Here is a 16,388-nt window from a genome sequence, read left to right as displayed (position 1 = left end):
AAGGTGATGGGGGAAATGAAATTCGAATTAACAGCAGAACAAGAATTGTTACGAAAAACAATTCGTGAGTACTTGGCGGAGCAAATAACAGAGGAGTTAATCGAAGAGTTAAAAGATACACCTGAAGGGGGACCTATTTGGAAGTCGTACATTCAAAAGCTTGGTGAAGATGGCTGGCTCGGTGTTGGTTGGCCAAAGGAATATGGGGGGCAAGGTCTTACGCCGCTTGAGCAATATATTTTCATCGAGGAAATAGATCGTACAGGTGTCAATATTCCATTCATTACGCTAGAAACAGTCGGTCCAACGTTAATGAAATTAGGGACTGAGGAACAAAAAAATTATTTTCTACCAAAAATATTAAAAGGTGAAGTTGAGATAGCGATTGGCTATTCAGAACCGCAAGCAGGAACTGATTTAGCTGCATTAGAAACAACAGCGATTCGTGATGGTGATGACTATATCATTAACGGTCAAAAGATTTTTACAACCAATGCACATATTGCTGATTATATTTGGCTTGCCGCGCGCACAGATACAACAGTGTCAAAGCATAAGGGTATTTCGATTTTTTTAGTGCCAACGTCAGACCCAGGATTTTCAGTCACACCTATGGCATTAATGGGTGAGGAAACGAATGTTACGTACTATGAAAATGTGCGCGTACCAGCTTCGGCACTTGTTGGTGAAGAAAATAAAGGCTGGCAATACATTACGTCACAGCTATCCCTTGAACGTTTAATGCTTTCTACATATGCACGGATGGAGCGTATGGTGGAAGAAACATTGGCATTTGCTCAAGATGCAGTCATTGATGGAGAACGTGTCATTGATCGACCGTGGGTAAAAGAGCATTTTGCACAAATGAAGATGAATTTAGAAGTATTGCGTTTACTCAATTACCGTGCTGCATGGGGCCATGACAATGAACAAGAAGCGCCATTTAGACCTTCGATGAATAAAGTGTTTGCAGCTGAAATCAATCAGCGTGTCTTTGATTCTTGTATGCATATTATGGGGCTATTTGGGCAAGTGCGAGATGGCTCTGATTGGGCAATCGCGAACGGCGATGCAGAAAGTTATGCAAAGAAACGCCTAGTGTTCTTATTTGGAGGCGGTGCCAATGATGTGCAACGTGATTTAGTCGCGCGTTTTGGTTTAGGCTTACGCCGTGCTTAATACAAAGGAGGGGATGAAGATATGTCATTAACAACAGAAATGTTACAATCGCTCGTTGGCATTGAATCAGAGGTGACAAAGGGCACTGACGAAGTGTGCCGTCCGATGATTCGCCATTATTGTGAGGTAATGGAAGATGCCAATCCACTCTATCATGATGACGCATATGCAAAGAATTCACGCTACGGGGAAATCATCGCACCACCAACACAGGTGCAAGTATATACGATGAATCCACTTTGGCCCAAAGTAGAGCGTGAAAAAAATTCAATGGAAAACTTAGTAGATTTACTAAAGGAGCATGGCTATTCTTCGATTGTTGCGACAGCGCAAGTACAAGAATATTTTGAGCCAATGAAAATTGGAGATGACATTAGTTATACGCTGTCCGTAAAAGAAATCTCACCGTTAAAGCAAACGGCACGTGGGCCAGGATACTTCTCGACATTTTTATATACCTTTTTAAATCAGCGCAATGAGGTTGTCTGTAAGCAGTCATTTACAATCTTATCGTATCAAGCACAAGTGCAAGAATAGGAGGAATGAGAATGGAAGCGACGACATATGCAAGCATAACGTGGAATGCCATTGAAGTCGGAACGGAATTGCCAACTACCTCTAGGGAGGTAACGGCAGCATTAGTTGTGGGCGGTGCCATTGCAGCGACGCATGATTATGAAAACGTCCATCACGATCATAGGGCAGCAAAGGCAGCTGGCGCAGATGATGTCTTTATGAATATTTTAACGACGAACGGTCTTGTTGGTAAGTACTTAACTGATTGGGCAGGGCCAGAAAGCACGTTGAAAAAAATTGCGTTGAAATTGGCAGTTCCGAACTATCCAAATGACACGCTCGTTTTTAGCGGTCATGTCAAAAACAAGTATGAGGACAATAATGAATGGCTAGTAGAGATAGAGTTTGTCGGTAAAAACAATCTAGGCTATCACGCATTAGGAGAAGGCGTTTTAGCAATACCAAGGGGGTAAAAGTGTGGAAACGATTCAAGGGAAAGCAGCAATTGTAGGAATTGGACAAACGGAATTTAGTCAAAATTGTGGAAGAACGGAATTAAGAATGGCTCTTGAAGCGATTCTAGCTGCAGCAGAGGATGCAGGTTTAGCTATAAACGAAATCGATGGCATGGTCAATTATACGATGGATAGTGCGACTCAAATAGATATAGTACGTGCACTTGGCATTCCTAACTTAAGCTACTTCAATCAAATTCCATATGGTGGTGGTGCGAGTTGTGGCACGGTTGCCAGTGCAGCGGCAGCTGTCGCATCGGGTATGGCGAACTATGTCGTTTGTGTACGGTCCATTCGTGATGCATCTGGTCCGATGCGTTATGGCGATTTCGAGCCAACACGTGTAAGTGGAGATTTGAACATGGGCATGTATCATCCATATGGCTTATTAACACCTGTGTCATGGGTAGCGATGTTTGCCAACCGCTACATTCATGAATATGGCATAAAGGATGGACAGCTAGCGTGGGCACCGTTAGTTAATCGTGAAAATGCGAACCGTAATCCAAATGCTATTTTTCATCATCGCAAAATGACGATGGAGGAATACTTAGAATCGCCAATTAATGTCGAGCCATTGCGTCGCCATGATTGCTGTTTAAGTACGGACGGTGCCATTGCAGTTATTGTGACAACGCCAGAGCGTGCAAAAGCATTAAGGCAAAAGCCTGCGATTATAGCTGGCGCGAGCCAAGGAATGTCTACAAATGGAGAAGTGATGACGAGTTATTACCGCGATGAAATTACGTTTTTGCATGAAGTAGAAGCATCAGGTAAAAAGTTATTCCAGCAAGCTGGTATTACACCGCAGGACATTGATGTGGCACAGATTTACGATGCATTTAGTCCATTAATTCCGATGCAACTGGAAGCACTTGGCTTTGTTAGTAGAGGCGAAGGGGTTGCGTTTTGTGAAGGCGGCACGCGCATTAATCGTCACGGGCAGTTACCGATTAATACAGCAGGAGGCTTAATGTCGGAAGGTTATTTACATGGCATGAATTTAATAACAGAAGGTGTTCGTCAAATTCGTGGTACATCCACAACACAAATAGATAACGTAGAAAATGTGCTTGTTACAGGTGGTACATGTGTGCCAACAAGTGGGCTCATTTTAAGAAGGGGGTAAAACAATATGGTGCAATATACGGGTATTGGCACACCAAAGCCAAATATGAATGAAGATACGGAAATGTTTTGGCAAAAGCTTCAGGAAACAAAGAAATTACATTTTCAGCAATGCTCTAAGTGCGGTACAGTGTTACATCCACCGCGTCCTATTTGTTATAACTGCCATAGTTTTGACTTGGAATGGGTAGAGGCGCCTACAAAAGGAACAATCTATTCTTATGTTGTGTACCACCGTTCGGTACACCCAGGATTTCAAACACCGTACGAAGTAGTATTAGTTGAATTAGAAAATGGTGCAAGAATTGTCGGCAATATGCTGGACGCTGCCCCAGATGAATTGGCAATTGGTATGCCTGTAGAAGTAGTCATAGACGATCAGGTCTATGAAGACTTATCTCTTATTAAGTTTAAAAAAATATGAGGAGGGGTCGTAAATGGATTTTCATTTAAATGATATTCAAAAAGAGTTTAAACAAACTGCACGCAAGTTTTTTAAAGAGAAGTGTGCATTGGAGGAACTACACGCTTTTGAAAAAAATCCACATCATTATTCAGAGAAGCTATATAACGAACTGGTAGATTTGGGCTTTGTCGGTCTTGTTGTGCCAGAGCAATATGGTGGCTTTGATGGAGACTTTTTAGATTTAGCGATTGTCATGGAGGAAGCGGGTTGGGGCTTATTCCAAGGTCCTTTCTTCTCCACAATCGTAAGTGGTGTCATGCCAGTACTTACACATGGTACGGAGACACAAAAGGAAACTTTGCTTCCTGCATTTACAAGTGGCGAACAAAAGGTCAGCTATGCGATTGCAGAGCCACATGCTCATAACAAATTGGAGCATTTGACGCTAGAAGCGGTTTTTGCGGGCGACAAATATGTGTTAAATGGCACGAAGTTATTTGTTCCATTTGCACAGTCAGTTGAAAAACTATTTGTTGTAGCTCGTACAGATCAGGGTGCTGTTGGGTCAGAAGCAGGTTTGACAGTTTTCCTTATTGATAAGGCTACAAAAGGAATTGAAGTGAAAGACATTCCAACGATTAGTGCAGACGGTTTATGTGAAGTGCAGTTCAATCATGTAGAAGTAAGCGTGGAGCAAATCGTAGGAAAGGCTGGAGAAGGGTTCCGTGTAGCAAGCGATATGCTAACATTTGCGACTGCATTAAAGTCTATTGAAATGACAGGTGTACTCAGCCGAGCAGTTGATATTACCTCTGATTATGTGAAGGAGCGTCATCAATTTAATGTACCAATCGGTTCGTTCCAAGCGGTTCAACATCGCATGTCGGATATGTTAACAATTGTTGAAGGTGGTCGTCTAGCAGCCTTTCATGCCTTTTCAAGATTAGTAGAAGGCAAAGATGCGAAAACAGAAGTAGCCATTGCAAAAGCTTGGCTTAGCCAGGAAGGGCAAAAGGTAGTAACAGGTGCCCATCAACTGCACGGTGGAATGGGGATTGATTATGACTACCCATTACAGTTTTGTTACCGTCGCTTCAAAGGGCAACAACTAGCGTTTGGTTCATCAGAAGTACATCTGCACAATCTAGGTGAATGGTTGTCCATAAAGCAAGAAGAACCTTCAAAAGTATCTAGTATGTGAGGGGGGGAGTAGATGACACAAACAGCATTAACACATCTGAAAGTACTCGATTTGTCCTGGCATATTGCAGGACCGTATTGTACCAAAATATTGGCGGATTATGGGGCTGAAGTCATTAAAGTGGAACGTCCTGAAACAGGAGATCCATCAAGAGCAGCGGGTCCCTTTAAAAATAATGAGGAAAATTTAAATGCGAGCGGTTTATTTGCTTATTTAAATAATAATAAGCAAAGTATTACTCTCGATTTAAAATCCGAGCAAAGTATACGTATTATTAAGCAATTAGTGAAGGATATGGATTTACTTGTTGAAAACTTTGCGCCTGGTGTGATGCAGCGACTAGGCTTAGATTATGAAACGTTAAAGGCGATTAATCCTAAGCTTGTTATGGTATCGATTTCAAACTTTGGGCAACAGGGAGAGTTTGCGCATTATAAGGCAACAGAGATTATTACGCAGGCAATGAGCGGTTTTTTATCTTCAGTTGGTGAGCCGAATCGAGAGCCAGTTCGTGCAGCAGGACAATTACGTATTTTAGAGTATATCACTGGTACATTTGCCGCATCCTCCGCTATTGCGGCATGTCGAGGGGCACGTGTAGCGGGAATAGGTGCACATTTAGATATATCCATCGCAGAGATGGGTTTATTACAGCGTTCCTATCCAACTGTTCAAAACTCTTATCCGACAAGTGTTTTTAAGTATGAAGGACGTTATGTTATGCTGCCAGGCATTGAACAATGTAAGGATGGGCATGTCGGCATAAGTGTTCTGACAGGTCAACATTGGCAAGGGTTCTGCTTTATGATTGAGGCTTATGATTGGGTAGAAGATGAGCGTTTTACAACGTTACCTCAGCGATTAATGCATAAGGACATTTTTCAAGAGCGTCTTGATGCGTTTTTAATGGAGCGTACGACTGAGGAAGTGCTTGCTTTAGGCAATGAATGGCGTGTACCTGTAACGCTTGTTCCGACTTTTAAAGACCTACTATCCTTAGATCAGTATGTAGAACGTGAATTTTTCGTCGAGGTCAATCATCCAGAGCTTGGCATAATGAAGCAACCTGGTGCACCTTTCCGAATGTCGAAAACACCTTGGTCGATTCGTACAAGCGCTCCTTTGCTAGGTGAGCATAACGAAAAAACATTCAAACCATTTTATGATAAAAGTACACAAGTCTAGAAAGGGTGAAATCATATGCATCAACCATTAAAGGGAGTACGCATTTTAGATTTGTCGATGTGGTGGTCAGGCCCAATGTGTACATCTTATCTCGGTGCACTTGGTGCGGAAATTATAAAGTTGGAATCTATTCAATCACCAGATGGCTTCCGTTTTATGTTAACTTCCCCGAAGGAAGATTGGTGGGAGTTTGGTCCACAATTTAACGCTGCCAATCATAATAAATTAGGTGCAACGCTTAATTTAAATGATGAAGAGGGAAAAGCGTATTTTAAAAAGGTGATGGAAAAATGCGATATTGTTATTGAAAACTATACACCACGTGTGATGGAAAACTTTCATTTAACATATGACGTGCTATCTCAGTATAAGAAAGATGTGATTATGCTTTCAATGCCAGCCTACGGGAAAACAGGGCCATATCGTGACCAACCTGGATTTGCGTATACATTTGAAATGTTATCGGGTATTGCACAATTAAATGGTTACCAAGATGGTAAACCGATGACTGTACTTGGCGTTGCAGATGTATTAGCAGGCTTTCATGCGGCGGCTGCCTTGTTAATTGCATTAGAGCATCGCGATCGTACTGGTGAAGGACAGGAAATTGAGCTTGCGCAAAATGAAGGCTGTGTGAATTACATGGGTGCACCTATTGCAGACTTTATATTGAATGGTGAAAATTGGAGTCGTGTAGGCAATCGTCAGCCAGGAATAGCCCCACAAGGTGTATACCGTACTCAAGGCAAAGATAGTTGGGTTGCGATTTCCATCACTTCAGATGAGGAATGGCAAAACTTATGCCAAGAAATGAATGCGCAATCGCTTCTAGAGGATGAGCGTTTCAAGACAGTAGCAGGGCGCATAGCAGCGCATGATGAATTGGATGCCATTATTTCGAAGTGGACGCAGCATGAAACACATCATGCAATTGCATCACGTCTCCAAAAAGTCGGTGTGCCAGCAGGTCCTGTATTGGAAGTGCATGAAATGGAGCATGATCCATTTTTAAAAAATATGTTTCAAGAAGTAACACGAGCGTATGTAGGAACACATCTATATCCGTCTTGGCCAATTAAATGGAACAATGAACGTGTTTTACATAAAGCACCCGCGCCATTACTTGGTCAGGATAATGAATATGTATTTAAGGAGTTATTACAACTTTCAGATGAAGATTATAATCGCTTGCTAGAAAAAAATATTATCGGCAGTCAAATGCTTAGCTAAAGGGAGGGAGCGTAAATGACTATTAAAATCGGTACGAAATTCACATGCCCAAAATGTCAAAGCGAGTTCATTATGATGAAAATCGGTGAAGGACAATTAACTTGCTGTGGGCAAAAGATTAGTGAGAAAAAGTAAGGAGTGACGTACGATGGCGAATCAATTAGGAAAACGCTTTGAATGTTTGGAATGTGGGAGTGAAGTAATGTGCATCAAATCCGGTGAAGGTTCTGTACAATGTTGCGATAAAAATATGCAGGTGAAAAAGCCCGTCGCATTACCAACAGCGGACTAAGATAGGAGGTCGTATGATGAAGCAGCAAACACTTAAGGGCTGTCGAATACTGGAACTTTCAACAACGCTTGCAACGAGTTATGCTGCTGAATTATTACGGCAGCAAGGAGCATATGTCGAAAAAGTAAGTATGAAGCAACCTTTCTTTTGTGATTCACAGAAGGTGCTTACATCATCGGTACAAACAGGGAGTGAATGGGATATTGTACTAACGGACGATCGTAAGTGGAGAGCAGCGTGTTTTCCACAGGCAGTCACAATATTCATTAACTTTCAATCTTTTCAAACAGGTGATGAGCGTGAACTACAAGTGAAAGCTGGCTGGCTTAAGGAAAGTGAGCAAGAATCATCCCCTTCTATTGCCATCGGAGGTTTCCCCGCCTCTATATTAGTGGCAGCTCATATTGCTTTTGTCTCAGTTTGTCAGTTACTTGAAGGGCAACGCGGTGCCACAGTAGTTGTACATGTTGCCTCCATTTTAGCGAGTGCACTACATGGTCGCCTGTTTACAAAAGAAGAACAAGAGATTGTGCCGATGATGCTAACCCCTGCTGTGGATGGTCCACTGTTCATTGGTGCGCCTAGTGATGAACAGTGGGCATTTTTAACCCGCTGGGCACAAGTAGATTTACCAACTTGTACAACACAATTGGAACGACGGTTGCAAAAAAGCACAATCGAGGCATCACTAAGTAAGTGGAGTTCCAGTCAGTTACGGCAAGAGCTAATGACACTCGGGCAAACGTTTAGATTACCTTTTGCTAGTGTCCAATCGCATCAGGAAGTAATACAATGTCCCCAACATAAAAGTCGAGGTTTTATTGAACAACAACGCATCATCCGCTCCCCATGGATTATGTCAAAAGGGCTGGCAGCAAACCAGTCCTTTTCTTTTACCAGTTTTAAGGCGTTGCAAATTGTGGATATGACAGCGATGTGGGCTGGCCCGTATTGTACACGTTTATTTGCGGATTTAGGAGCGACAGTAATTAAAATTGAAGCGCCCCATCGTCCAGATGGCATTCGCGGTAAGTCGGGATCAACTCCTTTTTTTGAAGAGCTAAATCGCAATAAAAAATCAGTCGTTCTAGATTTGAATGTGGAAGCAGATAAAGAGGTTCTATTACATCTCATAGAAGACAGCCATATTGTCGTAAATAATTTTAGCCCACGTGTAATGGTGAATTTTGGCTTGACGGATGATGTACTACAGCTACACAATGCATCAATTATTCATGCATCGTTATCCGCATTTGGTCAAACAGGACCTTTTCGAGATTATGTAGGCTATGGCTCGACATTGGAGTCAATGGGTGGAATCGTCGCACAAACAGTAGATCATACAGGGACACCTACGCTTCCTCTGTTTTCTATTAGTGATATGTTGGCAGGTGTTATCGGTGCCTTTTCGATTGCTCTTGCTTTGTATGAACAAACGACAACGTATGCGGCCTATATGATTGATGTCTCGCAATATGAAGTAGCGACGCTGGTTGCTTGGGTTCCTTATGAGCCTACTTCGGATGCATCAGGTGTCAACACAATGAATAACTGTGATGACAATATAATAGAAGAAACACTAAGTTCATGGCACGAACAGAAAGAAAGAGCGCCTTATTTTGGTGAGCATACTGCTTTTTACAAGTCACATTATTCCAAAGAAAAGAGGGATACATTATGAATTATCAATTTATTAATATAACCCAACAGCAAGGCATTGCCTACATACAACTAGTAGACAGTAAAACACAAAATGAATGGCATGCACCCTTTATTCAAGAGTTGCGAGATATCGCTATTTATTTGCGTGATGCAACGAATATTAAGGTAGTTGTTGTCGGTTCGAGTGCAGATGAGTTTTCAATTGGCAGTAGACTCCCTGCAATTTCAGAGGAAGATGTTCCACGGCAATATCAGACAGTAAGTCTTGCAACAGACGTACTTGAACTTTGGGCAAAGCTCCCATATCCAATTATTATGGCCATCCATGGGCAATGCACATCATTAGCATTTAGTTTTGCTTGTATTGCAGATATTCGGATTATTGCGGAAGATGTGCAATTTGCGGTACCTGAATTAGCTTACGGTTTAGTACCAGCTGGGGGCATTACACAGCGATTGCCAAGACTAATTGGTAAAGGCGCAGCGATGAATGTCTTGCTAGGTCAGTCTCCTGTAGATGCGCAAGAAGCGATTGCGCTAGGTTTAGCTACAACACAAGTGCCACGTGAGGAGCTATGGCAAACGGCTTGTACTGAAGGACTGCGTCTAAGCGAGCTTTCTACTTTATCATTACAGTATACGAAGGAATGCTTATATCGTGGTAGTGAGCTACCATTTGAGCAAGGGTTACGTTTAGAGTTAGATGTTTATTTATTATTACAAACTTCACGTGATCGTATGGAAGGTGTTGAAGCATTTTTAGAGAAGCGCAAGCCACATTTTATTGGGGAGTAGGAGGCGATTACATGGAATCAATCGTTTTATTAGAGAGAGATGAAAATATAGCTATTATTACATTGAATCATCCTGAAAAATTAAATGCCGTTAGTGTGGCGATGCGTGATGCATTGTATGAACAAATTTTAGCAGTACAAGCTGATCCTACAATCGATGGCGTTATATTACGTGGTAATGGCAAAGGATTTTGCGCAGGCGCAGATTTAAAGGAATTTGGCACAATCCCTTCTGTTATTGAGAAACGGAAAATTCGGATTCAGCATGATATATGGGAGGAATTCCGCCGATGTCCAAAGCCGATTGCCGCTATTTTGCATGGCTTTGCTGTTGGCTCAGGAATAGAGATGGCGATGATTTGCGACTTTCGTTTTGCAGCACCGAAAACAAAAATATCGTTGCCTGAATGTGCGCTAGGGATGTTACCAGCCGCTGGAGGGACACAAAGCCTACCCCGTTTAATGAGACATGGTTGGGCGATAGATTTTGCGATGAAAGGTTATTATTTATCGGCAGAGGAAGCGAAGGCTCGTCAAATTGTCACAGACATTTTTCCAGAAGAGCATTTATTTGATGAAGTAATGCGTTTTATGAAGCGTATAACGACGTATTCTAAAACAGCACAGCAAATTAAACGGCTCATTTCTAGTGGGATGGATCGATCTTTAGAGCAAGGGCTTGCATTTGAACAAACCCTTGTTAAGGAATGTTATAAGCAAAAGGTCATCGCAAATGGCTAGTGTTGTTGTTCAAGAAAATCTTGTGTAATTTTTGCTGTGTATTCTTGTAAAATTTTTTCCATCTGTTCTTTGATGTCCTCATGATAACGGGCAAGCGGGAGGAGAATCGTGAGTGCAGCTAAAGGCTCTTCACTATTACCCCAAATAGGCGCGGCAACGCCAATCATACCATCTGCTCGCTCACCGAGGCTCCAAGCATAACCGTCTTGCTTGATGGTGGAGAGCTGTTGCTTAAAAAGTTCAATATCAAGTGTAGTTTCTGTATATTGGATATAGGTAGTGCGATTAAAATACGTTTGTAAATCTTTTGGCGACATGTAGGCCATATGTAATTTGCCGATAGCGCCATAATATAATTCATATTCTTCCCCAAGTGGCGTAGTGACTTTTAAAGCATGTTCACTCTCAACCCCCGATAAAAAGAGGTGTTTATTACCTGAGCGTATTGATAAGTAAACAGACTCTTTTGTTTTAGCTGCTAGTTCCGCCATGTACGGTTGAGCAATCGAAACAATATCTGGTGAATGAAAGCGATTGACGATTTGGAAAATAATTGGCCCTGGCTGATACGTTTTACTATCCGAATTTTTTAAAAGCATGCCACGGTCAGTTAAAGTGGCAGCTAAACGAAATGCCGCTGTTTTACTAATTTTTAGTTCACGCTCAATATCAACTAGCCCAATGGATTTGTATTTTAAAAATAATGTGAGTAATGAGATGGCATTATCCACAGTACTTAATCGGTGGACGGTTTTTGTATTATCCATGGTTTTCACACCTTTACGTTTTTTGAAAATTGCGATTATAGCAATTAACTATTTATTATATATAGTTATTGTACGAATTACAATATTTGTTATAAAGAATGATAAAGTCGCTCACCAGCAATCCACGTCTCTAATACTTGCATATTTCGAAGCTGAGCCAATGTGCAGTTTAAGGGATGCTGTTCCACAATAATAAAATTAGCGTCATAGCCTGGTGCAAGTTGACCTATTCGTTGTTGTTCACCAATAACGAAAGCGGCATGGGTTGTATAAAGATTCAGAGCTTCCTGTCTTGACACAGCCTCTTGCATATTGACTGGCAAGCCATCCTTACTTTGCCTTGTACATGACGCATGCATGCCAAGCCAAGGGGAGATAGGGGCGACAGGTGCATCTGAACCAGCTGCAACTGTTATACCGTGTTGTAGTAAAGAATTCACTGGATAAAGCCAACTGTGCTCACTGTCGTCTACTTGCTGTATGTAGCGATCACCATGAACGTCGATAAACGGAGGATTTGTGACGACTTGTATTTGATTTTCATGTAACATCTCAAAAAAAGCTTCGGGACATAAACTCAAATGTTCAAATCGGCAAATTCCTTTTATTTCAGGGAGTTGCTGACGTACTGTTTGTAAAGCATCAATGGCATGCCAAACCATTTCAGGATTAACAACATGAATTGCCACTGGGCTATTTTCGAGAAATGCTTGTTTCATCATGTGTACAACGGTATCTTGACGAGGGTAAATTTCTGGCATTGTCTCCAATACAATTTTTAAGGCATTGCGTTTAAATATGGGTATAGGTTGAAGCTGATTTGCAAGGTCATCAAAGTGAGCGCTACCTGTCATCCAGTGAACGGGAATTTTCCAAAATTGTTGAGCCGCTTTTTTCCATACTGTAAGCTGCGAAGCGGATGTCGTGGCAGATGCATCACAAACAGTAGTAATTCCTAAAGATAGAAGTTTTGATTGTAAAGTTTTTATACCAGCTAACCACTGCGCTTCAGGTAATTTCGGTAATACAAATTCGTTTAGGAAAGCGTCGGCTCCATGAATAATACCTGTAGGCTGTCCAAAAGAATTTAGCTCCAAATGAATGCCTTCTTTAGAATGACTTTCTAAAGCATGTTTAAAATAGTCCCAGGCTTTGCTGTTTAACACGGAGGTATGTCGTGTTACATAACGTAAACGGATTGGGTGTTCTGTAGAAAGCTCATCTAGCATCGCCATAGTGAAAGGCTCTATTTGCGAGAAATGATAAGGATGATAGCCATTAATACGAACCCAATTTCCAGTTGGAATGAGCGATATTTGCTCACGAAGATAGGCAAAAAGCGTCTCTTTCGTTTCGTATGAGGTCGGTATATGTATATTAAACTGCTCGCTAACCATCGCTTGTAAGTGACAATGTGCATCGATGAAACCAGGCAAAATCACTTTTTGCTGTGCATCAATATTTATTTTAGCTCGATAAGGTGAACAATCATTATGTCCAAATAAAGCGATGATTTTTCCGTTAAGAATGGCCATACTTGTAGCGATTGGTACAGATTTTGATTGCGTTACGATAACGGCATTATAAATAAATAAATCGATTTGTTGTACCATAAGTTGGCTCCTTTCCATAAGAAGTGCTATTATCTTAACATAAAAAGACAGAATAATAGAATAATTAAGTAGAGGTGGAAAGATGCAAAATCAAAAACGTTTAAATTGGCAAATGGTTACATTGCCTATTCCTTATGATTTACGTAGTGTTAATTGCTATGTAATTGAAGAACCATCAGGTATTACAATTATTGATACAGGTGACGATACAGTCGAGTCGAAAGAAATATGGCGGCAGGTAATTGGTGAACGTAAAGTTAACCGTGTGCTCATCACACATTTGCATATTGATCATTTTGGTTTGGCAAAATGGCTCCAAGATGAGTATGAGGCAACTATTTGGATGTCTCAACGAAGTTACGAGGAATTAACAAGCAGACGGGAACGTTTTGAAAACGGCATTACCGACGATGGCAGTTTATCTTTTCTAGCTGATTATGGGATGGTGCAAGATCAAGCGGCATCAGCGGTATTTAATCGTTACGAACCATTTCAAGTACATGTCGATGTTATTTTTTCGGAGCATCAAATGATTGAAAGTGAAACCTTTAATTTGCAGCCAATTTGGACACCAGGTCACTCGGCAGATCATTATTGTTTTTATGAAAAAGAGGCTGGCGTTTTATTTTTAGGGGATCATTTATTAGAAATTATTAACCCGATTGTTATGCCTTCAACAAAAATGCAAAATCCGCTCGCCTTATATTTGGCGACATTTGAAAGCTTAGGTCAATTAAAAATTCATGATGCATTGCCTGCCCATGGGACACAAATTGAAGACTTTAATGAGCGCGTATCACGATTAATGGCACACTATACTGACAAATGTCAGCAAATTTTAAATGCAATACCTGAAGAAGGTGCCTCAGCACAGGAAATTACGAATCAGGTGTATGCACATAAGCCTGTAGAGCTTCGAGGAGCTGCTTTTATTCAAGTGATTACCTTTGTGCATTATTTAATGGAGCGCAATTATTTAATACGAAAGCGCAAAGGTCAAAGTTACAACTTTTATAGAAGCGGTTTGACAGATGAAAAGCCGTTTACACTTTGTTAAGACGTATGCACACTTTATCTTTCATGAAGTGTATTTTTGCCGTACTGGCAAGGATATACTTCTTTTTATTTTTCGCAAAAAACAATGGTAGTTCTTTTTCCAAATTATAAAAAATTTCTAGAAGGGGTGCATGAAAATAGAATATAAGGCGATAGTGACCTTCTTCGCTTGGACATGTTTTGGCAGGAAGGTATATAAGGGATTTATGTGAAATGGCTACAGACTGTGCAGAGTTAGCAATAGATAACTTAAAAAACTATGAATTAGCTAACCAATAAGGAAGCTTAAACAAGTGTGAGAAGTTAGCCTCTTCTAACTATTTCTATCTTGTAATTGGGCAAGCGTTAGGATGTAAATAGAGTTTCATGCAATAACCACATGTGATAACTTTGTTGCAATCTTTAGAGCATTAAATGCTACAAATTATTATAGTGAACATGCATTTTATATATAGGACAGCAATAGAGCCATCTAACTATAGATGGCTCACAGCTTGTCGACAAAAGGGATTAAGAATAGAAATCTTACTCCCTTTTGTTATTTTTATTGTAAAAAAGGGGTTCTTACTTTCGCGTCGCCATACTCTTCGAGCATCTCCTCCCTGTAAAGCTGTTTGCCATGATTATAGTAGACTGTTAGAAATTCATATAAAGTTGATTGGAGTGAAGGGCGGGTGACTCCTGCTCAGAAAGCACAGTACGTAAGACGCGGGCATTCCTCGCGTTAGCAAGGGTTGCGGCTTACGATGTGCCCGCGGAAAGCGCCCACCCGTAGCGGAAATCAACGGCAGTAGACCTCTAATGTATTTAATGATTAAACCAGACAACTAGCAAACATAATCATAAGTGCGAAAATTGTACTGTATTTTAACTTTGTCCTGCGAAAAAGCATGTTGACACTATTTGATTGCAGCGGAGGGTGGGCGACTCCTGCGGGAACAGCACAAAACGTAAGACGCGGGCATTCCGCGCGCTAGCGAGGGTTGCGGCTTACGATGTGCCCGCGGAAAGCGCCCACCCATAGCGGAAATCAACCGCAGTAGTCATCACCTATATTAGTTTTTTTAAAAAAAGGACGATAGACAAATTCGAAAAACCTCGAGTTTGTCTACAGTCTGAGAGCCATCTAACTATAGATGGCTCTATTTAATTTAGAAGAATACCTTAAATGAAGAACGACAAGAATCGAGTAATTTACAACGCAATGATGTGGACGCGGTCTTGTCGGTCTAGATATAATAGAAGTAATGATAATTATGGGTATTCAGTTACTTTTAGGATTTATGATGATATGTAGATCAATCTAATTATCCCTTTTGAAAGGAGTGCAAAAATGATTAACTCAAATAATCCAATACCTCTCCATATACAATTAAGAAAAATGATCGAAAAGAAAATTAATCAAGGTATATATATCGGTAAAATACCAAGTGAACGTGAATTAATGGAAGAATTCAATGTTAGTAGAAGTACAGTGAGAGAAGCCATCTCTCATCTAGCAATAGACGGTATTGTGGAGAAAAGACATGGTAAAGGTACATATATTACGAGAAAACCAGTTCATTACTGGTTAGGTAATTTAATTAGTACGACTAAAAGTATTGAAAATATGGGAATGAAGCCAGGAACGAAGTTAATTAAACATGGGATTGTGACGGTTCCAAATGAAGTAAAAGAAGCAATCAATTTAACCGAAGCATATTTGATTAAGCGTGTACGTTATGCAGACGATATGCCAATCGCTATTGAGACACAATACTACCCAATTGAAATTGGCGAAAAGCTTTCTAAACTCGATATTAAAAGTGGTACATTGTATGACTTATTAGAGGATGAAATGAATATTCAATTACATGATGCAGATGAGGTTATTACGAGCAAGCCAATTTCCAAGGAGGATTGTAAATTGCTTGATATTAAGGAAAACAGTAATACACTCCATCTGACTCGCTTTGTTTACGATATTAATGGGGATCTTATTGAATATTGTATAGCTGATTATAATCCTGGTAAGTATGCATTTCACTTCAAGTCTCAACGGTTAAAGAAGCAATAAAACTGGATAATTAAATTTTAAAAACTACTGACAAATGGGGAGTCAGT

General features: G+C 40.7%; 16 protein-coding genes. 14 read left to right on the top strand and 2 right to left on the bottom strand.

Annotated features, from left to right (window positions below; genetic code table 11):
* The first annotated feature begins 15 nt into the window (after positions 1-15).
* The 12 genes from FH508_RS19560 to FH508_RS19505 all read left to right on the top strand — a co-directional run bounded on the left by FH508_RS19560 (position 16) and on the right by FH508_RS19505 (position 10,849).
* Entirely contained in the window at positions 16-1,179 is a 1,164-nt protein-coding gene (locus FH508_RS19560; RefSeq protein ID WP_173479495.1) for an acyl-CoA dehydrogenase family protein, read from the top strand.
* A gap of 21 nt (positions 1,180-1,200) precedes the next feature.
* The gene (locus FH508_RS19555) at positions 1,201-1,716 is read left to right on the top strand and encodes an FAS1-like dehydratase domain-containing protein (RefSeq protein ID WP_173479496.1); all 516 of its coding nucleotides are present in this window, start codon (positions 1,201-1,203) and stop codon (positions 1,714-1,716) included.
* 11 nt (positions 1,717-1,727) lie between these two features.
* The gene (locus FH508_RS19550) at positions 1,728-2,168 is read left to right on the top strand and encodes a hotdog family protein (RefSeq protein WP_173479497.1); all 441 of its coding nucleotides are present in this window, start codon (positions 1,728-1,730) and stop codon (positions 2,166-2,168) included.
* 4 nt (positions 2,169-2,172) lie between these two features.
* Positions 2,173-3,339 (top strand): thiolase C-terminal domain-containing protein, encoded by a 1,167-nt coding sequence (locus FH508_RS19545; RefSeq protein ID WP_173479498.1) that lies wholly within the window; start codon positions 2,173-2,175, stop codon positions 3,337-3,339.
* Positions 3,340-3,345: 6 nt separating this feature from the next.
* The gene (locus FH508_RS19540; RefSeq protein WP_173479499.1) at positions 3,346-3,762 is read left to right on the top strand and encodes a Zn-ribbon domain-containing OB-fold protein; all 417 of its coding nucleotides are present in this window, start codon (positions 3,346-3,348) and stop codon (positions 3,760-3,762) included.
* 13 nt (positions 3,763-3,775) lie between these two features.
* A complete protein-coding gene (locus tag FH508_RS19535; RefSeq protein WP_173479500.1) occupies positions 3,776-4,945 on the top strand; it encodes an acyl-CoA dehydrogenase family protein in 1,170 nt (389 codons plus the stop codon).
* 12 nt (positions 4,946-4,957) lie between these two features.
* Positions 4,958-6,130, top strand: a complete 1,173-nt coding sequence (locus FH508_RS19530; RefSeq protein WP_173479501.1) for a CaiB/BaiF CoA transferase family protein — start codon at positions 4,958-4,960, stop codon at positions 6,128-6,130.
* A 15-nt stretch (positions 6,131-6,145) separates the two neighbouring features.
* Positions 6,146-7,360, top strand: coding sequence for a CaiB/BaiF CoA transferase family protein (locus FH508_RS19525; RefSeq protein ID WP_173479502.1), 1,215 nt, complete (start codon positions 6,146-6,148; stop codon positions 7,358-7,360).
* Positions 7,361-7,508: 148 nt separating this feature from the next.
* A complete protein-coding gene (locus tag FH508_RS19520; RefSeq protein ID WP_173479504.1) occupies positions 7,509-7,652 on the top strand; it encodes a hypothetical protein in 144 nt (47 codons plus the stop codon).
* A 13-nt stretch (positions 7,653-7,665) separates the two neighbouring features.
* The gene (locus tag FH508_RS19515) at positions 7,666-9,333 is read left to right on the top strand and encodes a CoA transferase (protein WP_228134162.1); all 1,668 of its coding nucleotides are present in this window, start codon (positions 7,666-7,668) and stop codon (positions 9,331-9,333) included.
* A complete protein-coding gene (locus FH508_RS19510; protein ID WP_139859696.1) occupies positions 9,330-10,109 on the top strand; it encodes an enoyl-CoA hydratase/isomerase family protein in 780 nt (259 codons plus the stop codon). Before FH508_RS19515 ends, FH508_RS19510 begins: the two co-directional genes overlap by 4 nt.
* A gap of 11 nt (positions 10,110-10,120) precedes the next feature.
* Positions 10,121-10,849: an enoyl-CoA hydratase/isomerase family protein gene (locus FH508_RS19505; RefSeq protein ID WP_139859698.1), complete on the top strand. Its 729-nt coding sequence runs from the start codon at positions 10,121-10,123 to the stop codon at positions 10,847-10,849.
* Here FH508_RS19505 and FH508_RS19500 read toward each other — a convergent pair.
* A complete protein-coding gene (locus tag FH508_RS19500) occupies positions 10,846-11,616 on the bottom strand; it encodes an IclR family transcriptional regulator (protein WP_173479506.1) in 771 nt (256 codons plus the stop codon). The two genes, FH508_RS19505 and FH508_RS19500, sit on opposite strands and share 4 nt — an antisense overlap.
* Before the next feature lie 89 nt (positions 11,617-11,705).
* Positions 11,706-13,229, bottom strand: a complete 1,524-nt coding sequence (locus FH508_RS19495; protein ID WP_173479507.1) for an amidohydrolase — start codon at positions 13,227-13,229, stop codon at positions 11,706-11,708.
* Positions 13,230-13,311: 82 nt separating this feature from the next.
* Here FH508_RS19495 and FH508_RS19490 point away from each other — a divergent pair, with 82 nt between their 5' ends.
* Both FH508_RS19490 and FH508_RS19485 read left to right on the top strand, forming a co-directional pair.
* Entirely contained in the window at positions 13,312-14,286 is a 975-nt protein-coding gene (locus tag FH508_RS19490) for an MBL fold metallo-hydrolase (protein WP_173479508.1), read from the top strand.
* Between the two features lie 1,332 nt (positions 14,287-15,618).
* Positions 15,619-16,341, top strand: a complete 723-nt coding sequence (locus tag FH508_RS19485) for a GntR family transcriptional regulator (protein ID WP_173479509.1) — start codon at positions 15,619-15,621, stop codon at positions 16,339-16,341.
* Positions 16,342-16,388 lie beyond the last annotated feature (47 nt).

Origin of the sequence: Lysinibacillus sp. CD3-6 (assembly GCF_006351725.2) — a bacterium.
Lineage (GTDB): Bacteria > Bacillota > Bacilli > Bacillales_A > Planococcaceae > Lysinibacillus.
This window is presented reverse-complemented; position numbering and strand designations above follow the sequence as displayed.

Coding starts and splice junctions, on each gene's coding strand:
- FH508_RS19500 (WP_173479506.1), bottom strand. CDS start 11,616: ATGGATAATACAAAAACCGTCCACCGATTAAGTACTGTGGATAATGCC.
- FH508_RS19530 (WP_173479501.1), top strand. CDS start 4,958: ATGACACAAACAGCATTAACACATCTGAAAGTACTCGATTTGTCCTGG.
- FH508_RS19485 (WP_173479509.1), top strand. CDS start 15,619: ATGATTAACTCAAATAATCCAATACCTCTCCATATACAATTAAGAAAA.
- FH508_RS19505 (WP_139859698.1), top strand. CDS start 10,121: ATGGAATCAATCGTTTTATTAGAGAGAGATGAAAATATAGCTATTATT.
- FH508_RS19555 (WP_173479496.1), top strand. CDS start 1,201: ATGTCATTAACAACAGAAATGTTACAATCGCTCGTTGGCATTGAATCA.
- FH508_RS19520 (WP_173479504.1), top strand. CDS start 7,509: ATGGCGAATCAATTAGGAAAACGCTTTGAATGTTTGGAATGTGGGAGT.
- FH508_RS19525 (WP_173479502.1), top strand. CDS start 6,146: ATGCATCAACCATTAAAGGGAGTACGCATTTTAGATTTGTCGATGTGG.
- FH508_RS19550 (WP_173479497.1), top strand. CDS start 1,728: ATGGAAGCGACGACATATGCAAGCATAACGTGGAATGCCATTGAAGTC.
- FH508_RS19540 (WP_173479499.1), top strand. CDS start 3,346: ATGGTGCAATATACGGGTATTGGCACACCAAAGCCAAATATGAATGAA.
- FH508_RS19535 (WP_173479500.1), top strand. CDS start 3,776: ATGGATTTTCATTTAAATGATATTCAAAAAGAGTTTAAACAAACTGCA.
- FH508_RS19560 (WP_173479495.1), top strand. CDS start 16: ATGAAATTCGAATTAACAGCAGAACAAGAATTGTTACGAAAAACAATT.
- FH508_RS19515 (WP_228134162.1), top strand. CDS start 7,666: ATGATGAAGCAGCAAACACTTAAGGGCTGTCGAATACTGGAACTTTCA.
- FH508_RS19490 (WP_173479508.1), top strand. CDS start 13,312: ATGCAAAATCAAAAACGTTTAAATTGGCAAATGGTTACATTGCCTATT.
- FH508_RS19510 (WP_139859696.1), top strand. CDS start 9,330: ATGAATTATCAATTTATTAATATAACCCAACAGCAAGGCATTGCCTAC.
- FH508_RS19495 (WP_173479507.1), bottom strand. CDS start 13,229: ATGGTACAACAAATCGATTTATTTATTTATAATGCCGTTATCGTAACG.